Source organism: Pseudomonas vlassakiae (assembly GCF_014269035.2).
GTDB classification, from domain to species: domain Bacteria; phylum Pseudomonadota; class Gammaproteobacteria; order Pseudomonadales; family Pseudomonadaceae; genus Aquipseudomonas; species Aquipseudomonas vlassakiae.
The window spans coordinates 107078-123581 of record NZ_JABWRP020000009.1; the positions used below are offsets into that span (position 1 = coordinate 107078).

A 16504-nucleotide genomic window follows, 5' to 3' on the forward strand; every position below is an offset into this window, starting at 1 on the left:
CGTTCAGGGGGTTGCAAGGTGAAAAGAATGCGGACATAATGGCGCCCATCGAAACGCAGCAAACCTTGAAAAGGTGCGGTGTTTCAAGGAGATAGCGAAGCGCAAGCTGCTAGATCCGAACTTTGAGGCCGAGTAGCAAAGTGGTTATGCTCCGGATTGCAAATCCGTCTACGCCGGTTCGATTCCGACCTCGGCCTCCACTCTTCGAAAACCCCGCAGATGAAAATCTGCGGGGTTTTTCATTTTGCCCGGCATTTAGCCATGGCTCAGCGAAAGGTCGCTGATGATGCACACTGAACCATCATCGGCCGGCGTGGTGTCGGTGTAGTCGACCTGGTTGTAGACCCCGCCATGGAACTCGAACAAGTGGGTGTCCCAGGTATCATCGAGTTGCAGTTCGCTCGATGACTTGGAGACGCCGTTGCACCTGGCGGTCACCTTGACCATGCCGGCAGAGGTGGCGTGGATGATCACGTCGAATTTCGTGCCGAGCGGCACGCCCTGCAGGAGGGTGCTGTTCACCGGGTTGGTCTGGTTGTAAGACGTCCGGAAGCCGATGGTGATGTTGCCCTTGTTCCAGAACACCTTCACTGGCGGGCTGTCGTCCCCCCTGACGTGCATCTGGCTGATGACGACCTTTTGCGCCGAGTTGACCTTGGTCAACGTCATTGTCTGGCGATTCCAGTGGTCTGGGGCGCTGGCCAGCGTCCAGTTCTGGGTCTCTGACCACTCGCAACGGGTTCTATGGGTGCTCTTGCTCGAAGCGCCTTTGGTCGGTGCTGTGAACTGGACGGACCCGTCGCTGAGCACTTTGACCACGCTCGGGAACTCGGCGATGGCGACAGCGCCGTTGAGTTCAAGCGCGACGGGGTTCGTTGAAGAGACGGCTACGGGGGTAGTGATCGTTAGATTACTGATATTTACGGTCATAAATACTCCTGACGATAAAATCATTGGCCTGGCACGATTGCCATCCAACCGTGATGCGTTCCTCCGCATCCGGCTGGGCACTCGTGAATGCGCAGGCGGATGATTTGGAAGTCACGATGACTGTATGTATATACAGTACATTTGAGTGACCTTTTTTCAACCCCCGCAAGCGTGTACAGCGAAATGACGGGTAAGCAAATGGCACAGACCTGCAGCTGGCAGCTCTGTAAAAGCCCCGCTCAATGCCGGGCTTCCCTCATTTTTTCGGGCGTTTCTGGTTTCGACTGCTGCGGTCAGCCAAGTGATGCGACTACTTTCGGTACGCATTTCACATCCCCGGAAAAAGAAAAACCCGCCAACCAGTGGCGGGTCCAAAGAAAGTACGGAGCAGGGTCAGATTGTCAAAGTGCTTGTCATAAACTCGTGAAGTTCACGTTGGCGGTGTGTCGATACCCGGTGCGCATAAAAAAGCCCGCCATCGAGGCGGGCAACGAACGTTTTGAAGGGAGAGCTTTCAAGCTGAGGCCCGCTGATTAAGTCAGCATTAATGGCGCGCCATTGACCACGGCGAACGATGCGCCTATAAGGCGTGCCAGCATTCCAGGAGCCACCATGCGCGACGAAGACGACCTGCACGAACCCGAACATGATCATCTGCTCGATCACGAATTCCTCTATGAAGACTACGACCCTGAAGCGGACGCTCAAGGCGCCGAGGACGAAGTCGAGGAAGACGAGGCGCTGCTGGATGACCTCGATGACGAAGCGTGCGATCACCCAGCCTGGCACGACGACCTGGACGACTGAATCAGCGCCCGTCGACCGAGTAGCGCCCTGGGCCGCTGACTGCCAGTGCCAGCAGGCCGCCGCAGATGCTGAGGTTTTTCAGGAACTGAGTCATGTTCGCGGCGCGCTCCGGGTCGATCATGTTCCAGAAGGGATGACCCAGCAGCCCGGTGCCCAGCACGAACAGGGCAAACAGGAAGGCCAACGGACGGGTGTAGAAGCCCAGGATCAGCAGGATGCCGACGATGAACTCCATGAACACTGCAACCGCTGCCGCGAGCATCGGGGCAGGGGCGCCCAGCGAGGTCATGTAGCCGACCGTGCCTTCAAAGCCTGTGAGCTTGGCCCAACCGGACAGCAGGAAAAGGATCATGAGCAGCACGCGAGCGATCAGCAGCATGATGTCGCGTTGACCATCGAACAGGGAGTAGCGCATGGCGGCATACCGGTGAAGGGGGACAAGCTCCACTCTAGCAGTTGCCCAGGGGATTGCTGCCGGGCAGCAAAAAGGCGCCGCAAGGGCGCCTTTTCAAAGGAGTTTGGTGCGAGTGGCGGGACTCGAACCCGCAAGGCTCACGCCGACAGATTTTAAGTCTGCTGTGTATACCAATTCCACCACACTCGCACGCTTGAAAGGGTCGTGGCGACCGGCGCGCTTCTAGGCAGAAGGGCCTGACAATCAAGTGCGCTTTATAACCCATTGTTATAGTTGAGTCAAACGCAGCGCCTATGATCAAAGGAATGAGGGGGTCGATCGAAAGGGCAATTGACACCTTGCTGTCATTACGCCACTGTTGCCCACTTCATTGGATCCAATGAGTGTGACGCCATGTCCCAGGCCACTCCTTCGGTTCTTCCCGGGCGTGCTGTTCGTCCCCGGCTGTTCTGGCGCCTGCTGTTCGCGCAGGTGTTGCTGCTGGGCGCTTTTCTGTACCTCAGCCTGATCACCCTCGGTAGCTACCTTCTGCTACTGGGGTTCGATGGCGAGCAGCAGCAACCGCAGCGCCTGATGGCGTTGGCAGGTGGCGGCCTGATCCTGCTGGTGGGCCTGTGGCTGTTGAAAGTGGCGATGCCGAGGCGCATCAGCCTGGTCATGGTCGAACCCGAGCGCTGATAATCTGTTACAGCGCGTGCTGTTGCAGAAGGGTACGCTTGGCTAAGCTAATCAGGCCCCCCTGCTGTGCCTGTGGAGTATGCATGGTTTCAGCCGACTGTATCGATCACCCGGTCATGCCCGCCAGCCGCTATGAGCAACTGGTGCAATCAGTGGTGGATTACGCCATCTACATGCTCGACTCCACCGGCCATGTGGTGTCCTGGAATGCCGGCGCCCAGCGGATCAAGGGTTACCGCGCCGAAGAAGTCATAGGCCGGCATTTCTCGCTGTTCTTCACGCCTCAGGATTGTGCCGAAGGGCGCCCGGAGCGCCTGCTGAAAATGGCCCTGGAACAGGGCGTGGCGCAGGACGAGGGCTGGCGCGTGCGCAAGGACGGCACGCAATTCTGGGCCTTGGCTGCGCTCGATGTCATCCGCGACGAGCAGGGGCAGATCATCGGCCTGGCCAAGGTCACCCGTGATATCACCGACCGGCGCGAATCGGCGCTGCAGCTTGACGCCGTGCGGGCCCAGTTGTTCCAGGCGCAGAAGCTCGAAGCGCTGGGCCAGCTTACTGGCGGCCTGGCGCACGACTTCAACAACCTGCTGACCATCATCATCAGCTCGGCGCGCCTGGCCCAGGCCAGCCAGGACCCGGCGCGGGTGCAACGCATGCTCGAACATATCCTCGATGCCGGGCAGCGCGGCACCGAGCTGACCCAGCAGCTGCTCAGTTTCGCCCGCCACCGGCAACTCGATGTGTCACTGATCGCCCCGGCCAAGCTGCTGGATTCCACCCGTGGCCTGCTGGAGCATGCGCTGCCACGTGAGATCGCGTTGCAGGAATACCTGCAGCCCGATCTGCCACTGATCGAGGTGGATGCCGGCCAGCTGCAGATGGTGCTGCTCAATCTGCTGTTCAATGCGCGCGATGCGATCGGCGAGCGGGGCACGATCGACCTGGCGGTGCTCACGGTCGAACTGGCAGGGGAAGTCGAAGGGCTGCATGGCACGTTCGTGTGCTTCGAAGTGAATGACACGGGGGAGGGTATCGACCCGCTGGTGCTGCCGCGTATCTTCGAGCCGTTCTTCACCACCAAGGCTTTCGGCAAGGGCACCGGCCTTGGCCTCAGCCAGGTCTACGGTTTTGCCAAGCAGAGCAATGGCGCCATCCGTGTCGACAGCACGCTCGGCCAGGGCACGTGCATGCGCCTGTATCTGCCGGCCTATCAGCCCGATGCGCGGGCACAATCCGACAGGTAGCCACCATGGTTCAAGCACTCAAACGGCTGGTCACGGGGATCGAAGGGCTCGATGCCTTGCTCAAGGGCGGCCTGGTTGCGGGCGCTTCCTACATCGTTCAGGGCCCGCCCGGTGCGGGCAAGACCATCCTGGCCAACCAGTTGGCCTGCGGCCACGTGCGGGGCGGCGGCAAGGTGCTGGTGGCAACGTTGCTCAGCGAGTCCCATGAGCGCTTGTTCCAGTACCTGGCGACGCTCGAATTCTTCGACCCAGGCATGGTGGGTGACCAGATCCAGTACGTCAGCGCCTTCGACACCCTTGAACAGGAGGGGCTCGATGCGGTGGTCCGGTTGCTGCGCCAGGAAATCGGCAAGCAGCAGGCGAGCCTGCTGATCGTCGATGGCGTGCTCAATGCCCGGGTGCGTGCGGAAACGGCGCTGGATACCAAGAAGTTCGTCTCGGAGCTGCAAGGGCACGCGGCTTTCGCCGGCTGTACCGTGTTGCTGCTGACCAGTGCCCGGCTGGATGACAACAGCCCGGAGCACACCATGGTCGATGGCGTGATCGAGTTGGGTGAGCAATTGGTCGGTAGCCGCGCCGTGCGCCACGTGCAGTTGCGCAAGACGCGGGGCAGCGGGGCGTTGTCCGGCCGCCACGAGTGCCTGATCGATGAAGCCGGGTTGCACGTCTACCCGCGCCTGGAATCGCTTTACAGCCACCCCAGCCAGCTGGGCTCCGCCTCCTTGAGCCGGGTGTCCACAGGTGTCGAGACGTTGGACGAAATGCTGGGCGGGGGGCTGACGCTGGGCTCGGTCAGCCTGCTGATGGGGCCCTCGGGGATTGGCAAAACCTCGATTGGCCTGGCTTTTCTGGCCGCAGGTAGCGTGGAGCAGCCGGCACTGCACTTCGGTTTTTACGAAACGCCTGCCCGCCTACGCCTGAAGGCTGCGGCGCTGGGCTACGACTTTACCGCCCTCGAGCGTTCCGGCGCCTTGCACCTGTGCTGGCAGCCGACCACCGAAGGCCTGCTGGACCAGGTGGGGGCTCGTCTGCTCAGGCAAGTCGAGCAGCACGGCAGCAAGCGTGTGTTGATCGACAGCCTGGGCGCGTTCAGCCGCCTGGCGGTCGACCCGGCGCGGCTCAATGCGTTCTTCCGGGCTTTGACGGGTGAGTTGCGGGCGCGGGACGTCAGCGTCATGCTCACCTGGGAGATGCGTGACATTTTCGGTTCGGAAATCACCGCCCCGGCGCCGGACTTGTCGAGCATCGTCGACAACCTGATGCTGATGCGCTTCGTCGAGCTGGATTCCCAGCTGCAGCGCATGCTGTCGATCCTGAAGGTGCGCGACAGCCACCACGACCCGGCGCTGCACGAACTGCGCATCGGCCCGCAAGGTATCGACCTGCGCAAGGCGTTCGAAGGTGCCACAGGCGTGCTTTCGGGTACGCCGGTCGCACAAGGGGCTGGCTGACGGAGCCTGCCGATGAACACCATCCTGATCGTCGATGACGAGTACCTGATCGCCGATATCCTCGGCTTTGCCCTGGAGGACGAAGGTTTTCTGGTGGAAAAGGCGAGCAATGGGCGCAAGGCGCTGGAGGCGTTGCAGGAAAAGCGCGTGGAGCTGGTGATCACCGACTACATGATGCCAGTGCTCGACGGTGGGGAACTGGCGCGGGCCATCCGCGACGAACTGGGGCTCAATGACTTGCCGGTGATTCTCATGAGCGGCGCGCAGGCCAGCAAGGCCGACCCAAGGCTGTTCGCTGCGGTCTTCGACAAGCCGTTCGACATGGACAAGATGATCGCCAAGGTGCGCGAGCTGCTCGGCACCTGAGGTTCAGGTTGTGGCTTGTGCCAGTCGGTCAAGCGCGTCCGTGCGGCTTGAAACGAGGCTCGGGTCAGTGTTGGTCGTCGTGCTTTTCCGGCGCCGGGCTGCCGGCCTGGATGCGCTTGAAGATCTCTTCCCGGTGCACCTGGACATCTTTTGGTGCATCGATGCCAATCCTCACCTGCATCCCTTTAACGCCCAGAATGGTGACTTTGATGTCATCGTTGATGACGATACTTTCGCCAACCTTACGGGTGAGTATCAGCATGTAGTTCTCCTTGGTAATGTCGAAATCCGTCGGGCCATTGGACCGCAACGGTGGGAGCTGGTCCCTCTTCCTTCTCATTAAAGACGCTTTCGGCGGATAGTAATTCCCCGGAAGACAAATTCTGTTGCGTGTCTTTAGTTGCAGGTGCCGAAGAAAATGCTGCAAAGCAGGTCGGCGAGGTGCTCGACGGCAAGAATAGGGGGCTTCGGGCTTTATGGGAAATTTCTCTGCATGATGGGCTGGATAGTTCGGCTCAATCATCGTCTTGTGTTTCCAGTGCTTGAAGAAACAGCAGCAAGGCCACTTCTTCAGCATCCAGCCCCTTGCGCACGCGGCGCTCAGGCAGGTCGGCGAGGCGCCCGAGGGCGTAGTGTTCAAGTACGGCCGGGTGGATATAGCAGCGCCTGCACACTGCCGGGGTATTGCCCAGGCGTGCGGCCACCTGCTTGACGATGGCCGCGACCTGGCGTTTGGCTTCACTCTCCGGCTCCCAAGCCAATGGCCGCAGCAGGCTCAGCGCCAGGCTGCTGCCGGCCCAGGTGCGGTAGTCCTTGGCGGTGAAGTCGGCGCCAGTGAGTTGCTGCAGAAACTGGTTGACTTCGCTGGAGCCGATGCTGTGCCGCTGGCCGTTCTCGTCCAGATACTGGAACAGCGCCTGCCCGGGCAGTTCCATGCAGCGCTTGAGCAGGTTGGCCAGGCGCCGGTCGCGCAGCGTGACATTGTGCTCGACACCACGCTTGCCGCGGAACTGGAAGCGTACGGTGCTGCCCTGCACCTGAACGTGGCGATTGCGCAGGGTGGTCAGGCCGTAGGACTGGTTGTCGCGCAGGTAGCGTTCGTTGCCGATGCGGATCAGCGTGTGATCGAGCAGGCTCACCACCAGCGCCATGACCTTTTCCCGGTCCAGGCCCGGCCGGGCCAGGTGCGTTTCCAGTTGTGCGCGCAGTTTCGGCAGGGCCTGGGCAAAGGCCAGCATGCGCCCGTACTTGTGCTGGTCGCGCAGTTCGCGCCACTGGGCGTGGTAGCGGTACTGCTTGCGGCCGCGGGCATCGCGGCCGGTGGCCTGCAGGTGACCTTGCGGGTCGGCGCAGATCCAGACATCGGTATAGGCCGGTGGGATCACCAGGGCGGCGATGCGGGCCAGGGTTTGTTGGTCGCGGATGCGCTGCCCCTGGGCATCGAGGTAAATGAAACGGTCGCGCCAGCGGCGCCGGGTCAGGCCCGGCTGGCTGTCGTCGACATAGTGCAGGTTGGGTGGCAGGGGGCAGTCGAGCATCGGCGGCGGGCCTCGATCAGGTCACTGATCAATGGACAACGGCCGCTTCGATGATGCTCAACCCAGCAGTGCCACCGACTTGATCTGCGCGAACAGCGCCTGGCCGGTGTGCAGGCCGAGCTGGTCCGCCGAGAACCGGGTGATGCGCGCCAGCAAGGCATTGCCGCCGGCGTCCAGGCTCACCAGCACATGCGCCGGGTTGTCTGCCGGGCGCGTTTCGCGCACCCGCACCGCTAGCCGGTTGAGAATGCTCGAGGTGCTGTCGGCGCGCAGTGCCAGGCTCACGTCCCTGGCCTGGACCTTGATCCGCAATGTGCTGCCCATGCTGTGCGCCGGGTGGGCGATACGCAGCAGCGGCGCTTCATGGCCGGGCAGGCGCAGGTCGAGCAGGCCGTAGTGCGGATCGTGGCCGACCACGATGCCCTCGAAGACCACCCCGGCATCCTCGCCCTGGGCCAGTGACAGGTCGAGGCGGGCCAAGGTCTCGCCGATCGGCCCGCTGGCCATGGCCCGGCCTTGTTCCAGCAGCACCAGGTGGTCGGCCAGGCGCGCCACTTCGTCCTGGGCATGACTGACGTAGACCAGCGGGATGTCCAGCTCGTCGTGCAGGCGTTCCAGGTATGGCAGGATTTCGCGCTTGCGAGGCCCGTCGAGTGCGGCCAGCGGTTCGTCCATCAACAGCAGCCGCGGGCTGCTCAGCAGGGCGCGGGCTATGCCGACCCGTTGCGCCTCGCCACCTGACAAGGTGGCCGGCTTGCGTTCGAGCAGGTGGCCAATGCCCAGCAACTCGCGGGCCTGTTCCAGGCTGACCCTGCGCTCGGCAGGGGCGATGCGCCGCCAGCCGAATTCCAGGTTGCCGCGCACCGACAGATGCGGGAACAGGCTGGCCTCCTGGAACACATAGCCCACCGGGCGCAGGTGCGCAGGCAAAAAGTAGTTGCGGGCGCTGTCTTCCCATACCTTGCCGTTGACCTCGATGTAGGCACTGGCTGCCCGCTCGAGCCCGGCCAGGCAGCGCAGGCATGATGTCTTGCCTGAGCCCGAGTGGCCGAACAGCGCGCTGATGCCGCGGCCGGGCAGGTCCAGGTCGACGTCCAGGGTGAAGTCGTCACGCGCCAGCTTCAGCCGCGCCACAATCGATCCGCTCATTTCAGCTCCAGCCAGCCTTGCTACGGCGCCCGGTGTAGAGCAGGAGCAGTACCAGGAACGAGAACACCAGCATGGCACCGGCCAGCCAGTGGGCTTGCGAATATTCCATGGCCTCGACGTGATCGAATATCTGCACCGAAACCACGCGGGTCTTGTCAGGGATGTTGCCACCGATCATCAGCACCACGCCGAACTCGCCCACGGTATGGGCAAAGCCGAGGATGCTGGCGGTGATGAAGCCAGGACGGGCCAGCGGCAGCACCACATGGACGAAGGTGTCCCAAGGGCTGGCGCGCAGGGTCGCGGCCACTTCCAGCGGGCGCTGGCCGATGGCGCCGAAGGCATTTTGCAGCGGCTGCACCACGAAAGGCATGGAGTATACCGTCGAGCCGATCACCAGGCCGCTGAAGCTGAACACCACGGTACCCAGGCCCAATGCCTGGGTAACCTGGCCGAGCCAGCCATGCGGGCCGAGGGCGATCAGCAAGTAGAAGCCGATGACCGTTGGCGGCAGCACCAGGGGCAGCGCCACCACCGCGCCCACCGGCCCGCGCAGCCACGAGCGCGTGCGCGCCAGCCACCAGGCGATGGGCGTCCCGACGATCAGCAGGATCAGCGTGGTCAGGCTGGCCAGTTTGAGGGTCAGCCAGACCGCGCCGAAGTCACTGGCGTCCAGCGGCATCAGATTTCATAACCGTAGGACTTGATCACCGCAGCGGCTTTCGGGCCTTTGAGGTAGTCGACCAGGGCTTTGGCAGCCGGGTTGTCCTTGCCTTTGTTGAGGATGACCGCGTCCTGCAGGATAGGCTCGTGCAGGTTGGCCGGGACGATCCAGGCCGAACCGCTTGCCACCTTGCCGTCCTTGTAGATCTGCGACAGGGCGACGAAGCCCAGTTCGGCGTTGCCGGTGGAGACGAACTGGTAGGCCTGGGTGATGTTCTGGCCTTCGACGATCTTGGCCTTGGTGGCCTCGGTCAACTTCAGCTTGTCCAGCACCTGAGTGGCAGCCAGGCCGTAAGGGGCGGCTTTCGGGTTGGCGATGGCCAGGTGCTGGAACTGGTTGTTCTTCAGTACCTCACCCTTGTCATCCACGTAGCCCGGCTTGGCCGACCACAGGGCCAGGGTGCCGGTGGCGTAGGTGAAGCGCGAGCCCGGGACGATTTGCTGCTCTTCTTCCAGCTTCTTCGGGGTGCTGTCATCGGCCGCGAGGAACACTTCGAATGGCGCGCCGTTCTTGATCTGCGCATAGAACTGGCCGGTGGCGCCATAGGCGGCGACCAGCGTGTGGCCGGTGTCTTTTTCGAAGTCCTTGGCGATGGCCTGGATCGGCGCGGTGAAGTTCGCCGCGACAGCTACCTGCACCTCGTCGGCCCAGGCGCTGTTGAGTGTGACCAGGCTGGCCAGGCTGGTGGCGGCCAAGTGGGACAGGCGGATACGCATGAAGACAGTTCCTTGGGATGGTTATCGTTATGGTGTGAACTATATAGCGATAGACCATTTGCCGGGAAGGGGCTGGAGGAAGGGTTATAGCCTGGAAGAATTTCGGCTGTCCGTGCCTGCCTGTTCGCGGGCACGGAGTCAACACCTACTGCTGGATCTGCGCCAAGGCCTTGCCAGCAATCTGCCGGGTCAGCTGCTCGGCCGGCATGTGCCTGCCCAGGCGCAGCGCCTGCCCTGACCACAGGTTGCTGAAATCGCTGTTGCCTTGCGCATCGGTAATCGCCCGCAGTGGCATCAATGCACCACCGGCCAGCGGGAAGCGCGGCGCCAGTTCGCTCATCGGCCCCAGCTCTCGCATGATGCGGTTGTTGATGCCACGTGCCGGGCGCCCGGTGAACAGGTTGGTCAACGCGGTGTCGCTGGCCGCTGCGCTGTCCAGTGCGCGGCGGTGGGCAGGGGAGACCTTGGCCTCCGGGCAGAACAGGTAGGCGGTGCCGATCTGCACCGCGCTGGCGCCCAATGCCAGGGCTGCCACCAGGCCGCGGTGGTCGCCAATGCCGCCGGCAGCGATCACCGGCAGGCGCACGGCATCGGCAACCTGCGGCACCAGGGCGAAGGTGCCGATCTGGCTGGTGATATCGTCGCTGAGGAACATGCCGCGATGGCCGCCGGCTTCATAGCCCATGGCGATGATCGCATCGCAGCCATTGGCTTCGAGCCACTGCGCTTCTTCCACCGTGGTGGCGCTGGACAGCACCTTGGCACCCGTGGCCTTGACCCGCTGCAGCAGTGCCGAGTGCGGCAAGCCGAAGTGGAAACTCACCACCTCCGGGCGCAGTTGCTCGACCAGCAGGCAGCTCTGTTCATCGAAGGGGGCGCGATTGGAAACAGGCGTAGGCGCATCGAAGTCGGCACCGACTTCGCTGTAGTACGCTTTGAGGGCCTGTTTCCAGCGGGCGTCGCGCTCGGGGTCCGGCGCTGGCGGCTGGTGGCAGAAGAAGTTCAGGTTCAGCGGCTGCCCAGGGCAGGCCGTGCGGAAGGCCTCGATCTCGCTACGCACCTGCTCGCCCGTGAGCATGGCGCAGGGCAGGGCACCCAGGCCACCAGCCCGGGCCACGGCAATGGCCATGGCCGAACCCGTGGCACCGGCCATTGGCGCTTGAAGAATGGGCAACTCGATGCCCAGCAGATCGAGGATACGACGGTCGGGCCAGTTGCTCATGCGCTTCTCCTTGTCGCCGCTGCCTTACAGTGCTTTGCTCACCTGGATGTCGCTGATCTTTTCGGCGTCTTCGCCGTGGATCTTGCGCAGGGCTTGCATGGCCTGTTCGTGCGAGGCGTCGGCCATCACCGCGAAGTCCCAGCGGCGCTGGCCGTCGAGCTTGTACTTGATGACGTATTTGATGTTCTGGGTCATGGTGGGCCTTATCCGAGTTTCGACGACGAGCGGCGGATGATCTTGATCTTGTGGGTCAGGGTCGGCTTGCGCGTGACCGAGATCGGCCGGGTGGTCACCGTATCGATGGTGATGTTCCAGAAACCGGTGCTGGGCACGGTGATCTTGGCCGGGAAGCGATCGAAGTGGCCACCATGGTAGGTGTGCCGGCCGCCGTTCTTGAAGCTGCGGAAGTTGGCGTCGTTCATCAGGCGGATGTTGCAGCGCTGGGAGCACTCGATGACGACGATGTCGTCCTCGTTCAGGTGCTCGCGCTGGTGTACGAATTTCATGGGGTGCTCCGCAAGGATTGGTTCTGCAAAGGCGAACGATACCACGATGTCGGCTTGCGCTGCCGCGCCTGATGGCCGCTGGCGGATAAAACGGCCAAAGCGGGGAGCAAAACCGCCTCGCTGTTGTCCTACGCTCTCTTGTCATTCGAGGTGCGGCAAATGAAGTGGATGGTGGCGGCGTTGTTCCTGGCGCTGGGAGGGTGTGTCAGTGTGTCGGAACTTGAGCAATCCCATGAAACCATGGATGTGATGTCCGGCAAGACGCCGCGCGAATATGCCGATTGCATCAAGGCGCACCTGGCCAAGAGCCGTGATCCTCTGGTAGAGGAGCAGCGCGACGACGGCCTGCGTCTGATCGTGCCGCAAAAGCTTACGGCAGGTTCCGGGCCGGCAGCGTTGCTCGACATCCACAAGCGGGGCAGCGGCAGCAGCATCAAGCTGCATGAGCGCCTGAACAACTTCCCGCTGCGCCCGGGTGACGTACGCGAGGCCACGACCCAGTGCATCTCGGGGAGTTGATCTGGCTCAACGGATCGGCGCATAGCAGGCCATTTGCCAGCCGGTGATCGACTGGGGCGTTGTTGCGAATTCCCTGACGGGGCTAGTATCCATTTGCTTATGTTTTTTAAGCCTAAGCTTATAACAAAAGAAATGGAGATTCGTGATGACACCGTTGAGTCGCGTCGTGATCGGCAGCCTGCTGATCCTGGCCTGGCCCGCGGCGCATGCCGCCGATGGCCAGAAAGTCTTTACCCAGGGCGGGGCCAACCCCGCCGCCATGGCCTGCCTGGGCTGCCATGGCCCGGACGGCAAGGGCATGGCCGCCGCAGGGTTCCCCCGCCTGGCTGGCCTGCCGGCCGGTTACCTGAGCAAACAGCTGCACGACTGGCGCAGTGGCAGCCGCCAGCAGCCGGTCATGGCGCCGTTGGCCAAAGCCCTGAGCATCGATGAGATCGAGGCCGTCAGCCAGTACCTGGCCGCGCTGCCGAGTGATCCTGCCCCGGACTGGCGTCGCCAGCAGATCGCGACCAACCCCACTGAACGCCTGGCCCTCTACGGCGACTGGAGCCGGCAGATACCCGGCTGCGTGCAGTGCCATGGCCCAGGCGGCAGCGGGGTTGGCGAGCACTTCCCGCCGCTGGCCGGGCAGCCTGCGGCGTACCTGATGGCGCAGCTCAACGGCTGGCGCGACGGCAGCCGCAGCAACGACCCTAATCAGCTGATGGCAGGCGTGGCCAAGGCCATGACCGACGCCGAGGTCAAGGCAATTGCCGAGTACTTCGCCCACCCCGCCAGCCCGGAGGTCAAGCCATGAAAACCCTGTTGCCAACCTTGCTGCTGCTGGCCAGCGGCAGTGCCTTTGCCGGTCAGGCACCCATCGCCATGGAAGACCAGTCGCAACTGAAAGTCCCCGATGCCCAGGCGGCGCCACGGTTCGCACCGCCCGCCGAAAGCGCGCTGCCGGACAATGCCTTCGGCAAGATGGTCCGTGAGGGCCACGCACTGTTCGTCGACACCCGCCGGTTGATGCCCGAGGCGGTGGGCAATGGTATGAACTGCAGCAACTGCCACCTCGATCAGGGCCGCCTGGCGCATTCCGCGCCGTTGTGGGGCGCTTACCCGATGTACCCGGCCTACCGCAAGAAGAACGACAAGGTGAACACCTTCGCCGAGCGTATCCAGGGCTGCTTCCAGTTCAGCATGAACGGCAAGCCGCCCGCCGCTGACAGCCCGCAGATGACGGCGCTGGCTGTGTATTCATACTGGCTTTCGACCCAGGCGCCCACCGGCGTGGAAATCGCCGGTCGCGGTTACCCCGAGGTGCCACAGCCAAAAGGTGGCTACGACTTCAAGCGCGGCCAGCAGGTCTACCGTGAACAGTGCGCTATCTGTCACGGTGACAACGGCGAGGGGCAGAAGGTTGCCGGTGACTATGTGATGCCACCGCTCTGGGGCAAGGACTCCTACAACTGGGGCGCCGGCATGCACCGGATCAATACCGCAGCCTCGTTCATCAAGTACAACATGCCACTGGGTAAACCGGGCAGCCTGAGCGATCAGCAGGCGTGGGATGTGGCTGCCTGGGTCAACCGCCACGAGCGCCCCCAGGACCCTCGCCTGGTGGAGGGTTCCGTCGAAAAGACCCGGCTGAAGTTCCATGCCAACGACGGCGTCAACCTCTATGGCCAGCAGGTCGACGGGGTGCTGATCGGGCAGGGCACAGGTAGCTGAGCGGGCGTCGCACCGGCCCTTTCTCGGCTGCTTACGCAAGGGCCGCGCAAGGGCCGGATGACGGGATTTTCACGAACTTTTTGGAACTATCTACACTGGGTTGTCTCTATCATGGCAACGGTCGTCGCAGGCAAGGCATTGTAAGCTGCATGCCGCCTGATTAGACTGCGCCGAATTCCACAGGCTTCGCCTATGTTTAAGGATGTTTATGATCAAGAAATGCTTGTTCCCGGCAGCCGGCTACGGCACTCGCTTCCTGCCAGCTACCAAAGCCATGCCCAAGGAGATGCTGCCGGTGGTCAACAAGCCACTGATCCAGTATGGCGTTGAAGAAGCATTGGATGCTGGTCTGAACGAGATTTCCATCGTCACCGGCCGCGGCAAGCGCGCGCTTGAAGACCACTTCGACATCAGCTACGAGCTGGAAAACCAGATCAAGGGCACCGACAAGGAAAAATACCTGGTCGGTATCCGTCGCCTGCTCGACGAATGCTCGTTCTCCTACACCCGCCAGACCGAAATGAAAGGCCTGGGCCACGCCATCCTGACCGGCCGCCCGCTGATCGGTGACGAACCGTTCGCCGTGGTCCTGGCGGATGACCTGTGCGTCAACCTCGAAGGCGAAGGCGTGCTCGCGCAGATGGTCGCGCTGTACAAAAAGTACCGCTGCTCGATCGTTGCCATCCAGGAAGTCGATCCGCAGGAAACCAACAAGTACGGCGTCATCGCCGGTGAAGAAATCAAGGACGGCATTTTCCGCGTCGACTCCATGGTCGAGAAGCCGAAGCCGGAAGACGCCCCGTCCAACCTGGCGATCATCGGTCGCTACATCCTGACCCCGGACATCTTCGAGAAAATCGAACAGACCGAGCCAGGCAAAGGTGGCGAGATCCAGATCACCGACGCGCTGATGAAGCAGGCCGCCGAAGGCAACGTGATTGCATACAAGTTCAAGGGCAAGCGTTTCGACTGCGGTGGCGCCGAAGGCTACATCGAGGCGACCAACTTCTGCTTCGAGAACTTCTACAAGGCCGGCAAGGCGTACTGATACGCGATTGCGGGTTCAAGAAGCCACCCTTCGGGGTGGCTTTTTTGTGCGCGCAAGGCAACGGCGTTATGCTGGGCGCCTGCCTAGGAGAGTGAATACATGGCCTACGATTTTGATCTGTTCGTGATTGGCGCCGGTTCCGGCGGTGTGCGCGCAGCGCGCTTCGCTGCGGGCTTCGGTGCAAAAGTGGCAGTGGCCGAGAGCCGCTACCTCGGTGGCACCTGCGTCAACGTCGGCTGCGTGCCGAAGAAGCTGCTGGTCTACGGCGCCCACGTCGCCGATGAACTGGAACAGGCCGCCGGCTTCGGCTGGACCCTGGAAGAGGGCCATTTCGACTGGGGCACGCTGATCGCCAACAAGAACCGCGAGATCGAGCGCCTCAATGGCATCTACCGCAACCTGCTGGTGAACAGTGGCGTGACCTTGCTGCAAGGCCATGCCCGCATCACCGGTGCCAACGAGGTGGAGGTGGACGGCCAGCGGTTCAGCGCCGAGCACATCCTGATTGCCACCGGCGGCTGGCCGCAGGTGCCGGACATTCCGGGCAAGGAACTGGCCATCACCTCCAACGAGGCGTTCTACCTCAAGGAACTGCCGCGCCGCGTACTGGTGGTTGGCGGTGGTTATATCGCCGTCGAGTTCGCCGGCATCTTCCAGGGCCTGGGCGCCGACACCACCTTGCTGTATCGCGGGGAACTGTTCCTGCGGGGCTTCGACGGCTCGGTGCGTACCCACCTCAAGGAAGAGCTGGAAAAGCGCGGCATGAACCTGCAGTTCAACGCCGACATCCAGCGCATTGACAAGCTTGAGGACGGCAGCCTGAAAGCCACCCTCAAGGACGGCCGCGAGCTGGTCGCCGATTGCGTATTCTACGCCACCGGCCGACGCCCGATGCTCGACAACCTGGGCCTGGAAAACACCGGCGTCGAACTGGATGCCCGCGGCTTCATCCGCGTCGACGAGCAGTACCAGACCACCGCACCGTCGATCCTCGCCATTGGCGATGTGATCGGCCGCGTGCAGCTCACCCCGGTGGCCCTGGCCGAAGGCATGGCCGTGGCCAGGCGGCTGTTCAAGCCAGAGCAGTACCGCAAGGTGGATTACCAGAACATCCCGACGGCGGTGTTCAGCCAGCCACCGATCGGCACTGTCGGCCTCACCGAGGAGCAGGCACTGGCAGCCGGGCACAAGGTGCAGATCTTCGAGAGCCGCTTCCGCGCCATGAAGCTGACCCTCACCGACATCCAGGAAAAGACCCTGATGAAGCTGGTGGTGGACGCCGAGACCGACAAGGTACTGGGCTGCCACATGGTCGGCCCGGACGCCGGCGAGATCATCCAGGGCCTGGGTATTGCGCTCAAGGCCGGAGCGACCAAGCAGTTGTTCGACGACACCATTGGCGTGCACCCGACTGCCGCTGAAGAGTTCGTCACCATGCGCACCGTCACCCGCTGATTGCTTTTGTGGGAGCGGCCTTG

At 62.7% G+C, this 16504-nt stretch carries 20 protein-coding genes, 2 tRNA genes and 1 pseudogene; 12 read left to right on the plus strand and 11 right to left on the minus strand.

The window, feature by feature from the left end; all coding sequences use genetic code 11:
• Positions 1–126 precede the first annotated feature (126 nt).
• Positions 127–200: transfer RNA gene (locus HU738_RS13630), tRNA-Cys, on the plus strand.
• Between the two features lie 55 nt (positions 201–255).
• On the opposite strand, the gene HU738_RS13635 is transcribed toward HU738_RS13630, so the two are convergent.
• A complete protein-coding gene (locus HU738_RS13635) occupies positions 256–930 on the minus strand; it encodes a polysaccharide lyase family 7 protein (RefSeq protein WP_186603491.1) in 675 nt (224 codons plus the stop codon).
• 612 nt (positions 931–1542) lie between these two features.
• On the opposite strand from HU738_RS13635, the gene HU738_RS13640 reads away from it, so the two are divergent.
• Positions 1543–1737, plus strand: coding sequence for a hypothetical protein (locus HU738_RS13640; RefSeq protein WP_176509532.1), 195 nt, complete (start codon positions 1543–1545; stop codon positions 1735–1737).
• Between the two features lies 1 nt (position 1738).
• On the opposite strand, the gene HU738_RS13645 is transcribed toward HU738_RS13640, so the two are convergent.
• Positions 1739–2152, minus strand: coding sequence for a DoxX family protein (locus tag HU738_RS13645; protein WP_186603490.1), 414 nt, complete (start codon positions 2150–2152; stop codon positions 1739–1741).
• 104 nt (positions 2153–2256) lie between these two features.
• Positions 2257–2341, minus strand: a tRNA-Leu gene (locus tag HU738_RS13650).
• 204 nt (positions 2342–2545) lie between these two features.
• Between HU738_RS13650 and HU738_RS13655 the strand changes: the two genes are divergently transcribed.
• The 5 genes and pseudogenes from HU738_RS13655 (at position 2546) to HU738_RS13670 (ending at position 5891) form a co-directional block, all read left to right on the plus strand.
• The gene (locus tag HU738_RS13655; RefSeq protein WP_176509530.1) at positions 2546–2830 is read left to right on the plus strand and encodes a hypothetical protein; all 285 of its coding nucleotides are present in this window, start codon (positions 2546–2548) and stop codon (positions 2828–2830) included.
• Between the two features lie 116 nt (positions 2831–2946).
• A pseudogene (locus tag HU738_RS26370) lies at positions 2947–3549 on the plus strand (PAS domain S-box protein); the annotation flags it as partial.
• A gap of 21 nt (positions 3550–3570) precedes the next feature.
• Positions 3571–4074 carry a two-component system sensor histidine kinase NtrB gene (locus tag HU738_RS26375; RefSeq protein WP_437182026.1) on the plus strand — a complete coding sequence of 168 codons (504 nt, stop codon included), beginning with the start codon at positions 3571–3573 and terminating at the stop codon, positions 4072–4074.
• Positions 4075–4079: 5 nt separating this feature from the next.
• A complete protein-coding gene (locus HU738_RS13665; protein WP_186603488.1) occupies positions 4080–5525 on the plus strand; it encodes an ATPase domain-containing protein in 1446 nt (481 codons plus the stop codon).
• 12 nt (positions 5526–5537) lie between these two features.
• Positions 5538–5891: a response regulator gene (locus tag HU738_RS13670; protein ID WP_054884940.1), complete on the plus strand. Its 354-nt coding sequence runs from the start codon at positions 5538–5540 to the stop codon at positions 5889–5891.
• Positions 5892–5955: 64 nt separating this feature from the next.
• On the opposite strand, the gene csrA is transcribed toward HU738_RS13670, so the two are convergent.
• The 8 genes from csrA to HU738_RS13710 all read right to left on the minus strand — a co-directional run bounded on the left by csrA (position 5956) and on the right by HU738_RS13710 (position 11746).
• Positions 5956–6153, minus strand: a complete 198-nt coding sequence (csrA, locus tag HU738_RS13675; RefSeq protein WP_012315047.1) for a carbon storage regulator CsrA — start codon at positions 6151–6153, stop codon at positions 5956–5958.
• Positions 6154–6406: 253 nt separating this feature from the next.
• The gene (locus HU738_RS13680; RefSeq protein WP_176509527.1) at positions 6407–7429 is read right to left on the minus strand and encodes a DNA topoisomerase IB; all 1023 of its coding nucleotides are present in this window, start codon (positions 7427–7429) and stop codon (positions 6407–6409) included.
• Positions 7430–7486: 57 nt separating this feature from the next.
• Entirely contained in the window at positions 7487–8578 is a 1092-nt protein-coding gene (modC, locus tag HU738_RS13685; RefSeq protein ID WP_186603487.1) for a molybdenum ABC transporter ATP-binding protein, read from the minus strand.
• Between the two features lies 1 nt (position 8579).
• On the minus strand, positions 8580–9260 hold the full coding sequence (gene modB / locus HU738_RS13690) for a molybdate ABC transporter permease subunit (protein WP_186603486.1): 681 nt from the start codon (positions 9258–9260) through the stop codon (positions 8580–8582).
• Positions 9260–10018 (minus strand): molybdate ABC transporter substrate-binding protein, encoded by a 759-nt coding sequence (gene modA / locus HU738_RS13695; protein ID WP_186603485.1) that lies wholly within the window; start codon positions 10016–10018, stop codon positions 9260–9262. Before modA ends, modB begins: the two co-directional genes overlap by 1 nt.
• Positions 10019–10163: 145 nt before the next feature.
• Entirely contained in the window at positions 10164–11240 is a 1077-nt protein-coding gene (locus HU738_RS13700) for an NAD(P)H-dependent flavin oxidoreductase (RefSeq protein WP_186603484.1), read from the minus strand.
• A 24-nt stretch (positions 11241–11264) separates the two neighbouring features.
• A complete protein-coding gene (locus tag HU738_RS13705) occupies positions 11265–11435 on the minus strand; it encodes a hypothetical protein (protein WP_176509522.1) in 171 nt (56 codons plus the stop codon).
• A gap of 8 nt (positions 11436–11443) precedes the next feature.
• Positions 11444–11746, minus strand: a complete 303-nt coding sequence (locus HU738_RS13710) for a DUF1883 domain-containing protein (RefSeq protein ID WP_054884946.1) — start codon at positions 11744–11746, stop codon at positions 11444–11446.
• Positions 11747–11905: 159 nt separating this feature from the next.
• Here HU738_RS13710 and HU738_RS13715 point away from each other — a divergent pair, with 159 nt between their 5' ends.
• The 5 genes from HU738_RS13715 (at position 11906) to gorA (ending at position 16481) form a co-directional block, all read left to right on the plus strand.
• A complete protein-coding gene (locus HU738_RS13715) occupies positions 11906–12265 on the plus strand; it encodes a hypothetical protein (protein WP_176509521.1) in 360 nt (119 codons plus the stop codon).
• Between the two features lie 145 nt (positions 12266–12410).
• Positions 12411–13061: a c-type cytochrome gene (locus HU738_RS13720; RefSeq protein ID WP_186603483.1), complete on the plus strand. Its 651-nt coding sequence runs from the start codon at positions 12411–12413 to the stop codon at positions 13059–13061.
• Positions 13058–13978, plus strand: a complete 921-nt coding sequence (locus HU738_RS13725) for a c-type cytochrome (RefSeq protein ID WP_186603482.1) — start codon at positions 13058–13060, stop codon at positions 13976–13978. The genes HU738_RS13720 and HU738_RS13725 overlap by 4 nt, the downstream gene beginning before the upstream one ends.
• A 208-nt stretch (positions 13979–14186) precedes the next feature.
• Positions 14187–15026, plus strand: a complete 840-nt coding sequence (gene galU / locus HU738_RS13730) for a UTP--glucose-1-phosphate uridylyltransferase GalU (RefSeq protein ID WP_054884950.1) — start codon at positions 14187–14189, stop codon at positions 15024–15026.
• 99 nt (positions 15027–15125) lie between these two features.
• Positions 15126–16481: a glutathione-disulfide reductase gene (gorA, locus tag HU738_RS13735; RefSeq protein ID WP_054884951.1), complete on the plus strand. Its 1356-nt coding sequence runs from the start codon at positions 15126–15128 to the stop codon at positions 16479–16481.
• Positions 16482–16504: the final 23 nt, after the last annotated feature.

Coding starts and splice junctions, on each gene's coding strand:
- HU738_RS13635 (WP_186603491.1), bottom strand. CDS start 930: ATGACCGTAAATATCAGTAATCTAACGATCACTACCCCCGTAGCCGTC.
- HU738_RS13640 (WP_176509532.1), top strand. CDS start 1,543: ATGCGCGACGAAGACGACCTGCACGAACCCGAACATGATCATCTGCTC.
- HU738_RS13645 (WP_186603490.1), bottom strand. CDS start 2,152: ATGCGCTACTCCCTGTTCGATGGTCAACGCGACATCATGCTGCTGATC.
- HU738_RS13655 (WP_176509530.1), top strand. CDS start 2,546: ATGTCCCAGGCCACTCCTTCGGTTCTTCCCGGGCGTGCTGTTCGTCCC.
- HU738_RS13665 (WP_186603488.1), top strand. CDS start 4,080: ATGGTTCAAGCACTCAAACGGCTGGTCACGGGGATCGAAGGGCTCGAT.
- HU738_RS13670 (WP_054884940.1), top strand. CDS start 5,538: ATGAACACCATCCTGATCGTCGATGACGAGTACCTGATCGCCGATATC.
- csrA (WP_012315047.1), bottom strand. CDS start 6,153: ATGCTGATACTCACCCGTAAGGTTGGCGAAAGTATCGTCATCAACGAT.
- HU738_RS13680 (WP_176509527.1), bottom strand. CDS start 7,429: ATGCTCGACTGCCCCCTGCCACCCAACCTGCACTATGTCGACGACAGC.
- modC (WP_186603487.1), bottom strand. CDS start 8,578: ATGAGCGGATCGATTGTGGCGCGGCTGAAGCTGGCGCGTGACGACTTC.
- modB (WP_186603486.1), bottom strand. CDS start 9,260: ATGCCGCTGGACGCCAGTGACTTCGGCGCGGTCTGGCTGACCCTCAAA.
- modA (WP_186603485.1), bottom strand. CDS start 10,018: ATGCGTATCCGCCTGTCCCACTTGGCCGCCACCAGCCTGGCCAGCCTG.
- HU738_RS13700 (WP_186603484.1), bottom strand. CDS start 11,240: ATGAGCAACTGGCCCGACCGTCGTATCCTCGATCTGCTGGGCATCGAG.
- HU738_RS13705 (WP_176509522.1), bottom strand. CDS start 11,435: ATGACCCAGAACATCAAATACGTCATCAAGTACAAGCTCGACGGCCAG.
- HU738_RS13710 (WP_054884946.1), bottom strand. CDS start 11,746: ATGAAATTCGTACACCAGCGCGAGCACCTGAACGAGGACGACATCGTC.
- HU738_RS13715 (WP_176509521.1), top strand. CDS start 11,906: ATGAAGTGGATGGTGGCGGCGTTGTTCCTGGCGCTGGGAGGGTGTGTC.
- HU738_RS13720 (WP_186603483.1), top strand. CDS start 12,411: ATGACACCGTTGAGTCGCGTCGTGATCGGCAGCCTGCTGATCCTGGCC.
- HU738_RS13725 (WP_186603482.1), top strand. CDS start 13,058: ATGAAAACCCTGTTGCCAACCTTGCTGCTGCTGGCCAGCGGCAGTGCC.
- galU (WP_054884950.1), top strand. CDS start 14,187: ATGATCAAGAAATGCTTGTTCCCGGCAGCCGGCTACGGCACTCGCTTC.
- gorA (WP_054884951.1), top strand. CDS start 15,126: ATGGCCTACGATTTTGATCTGTTCGTGATTGGCGCCGGTTCCGGCGGT.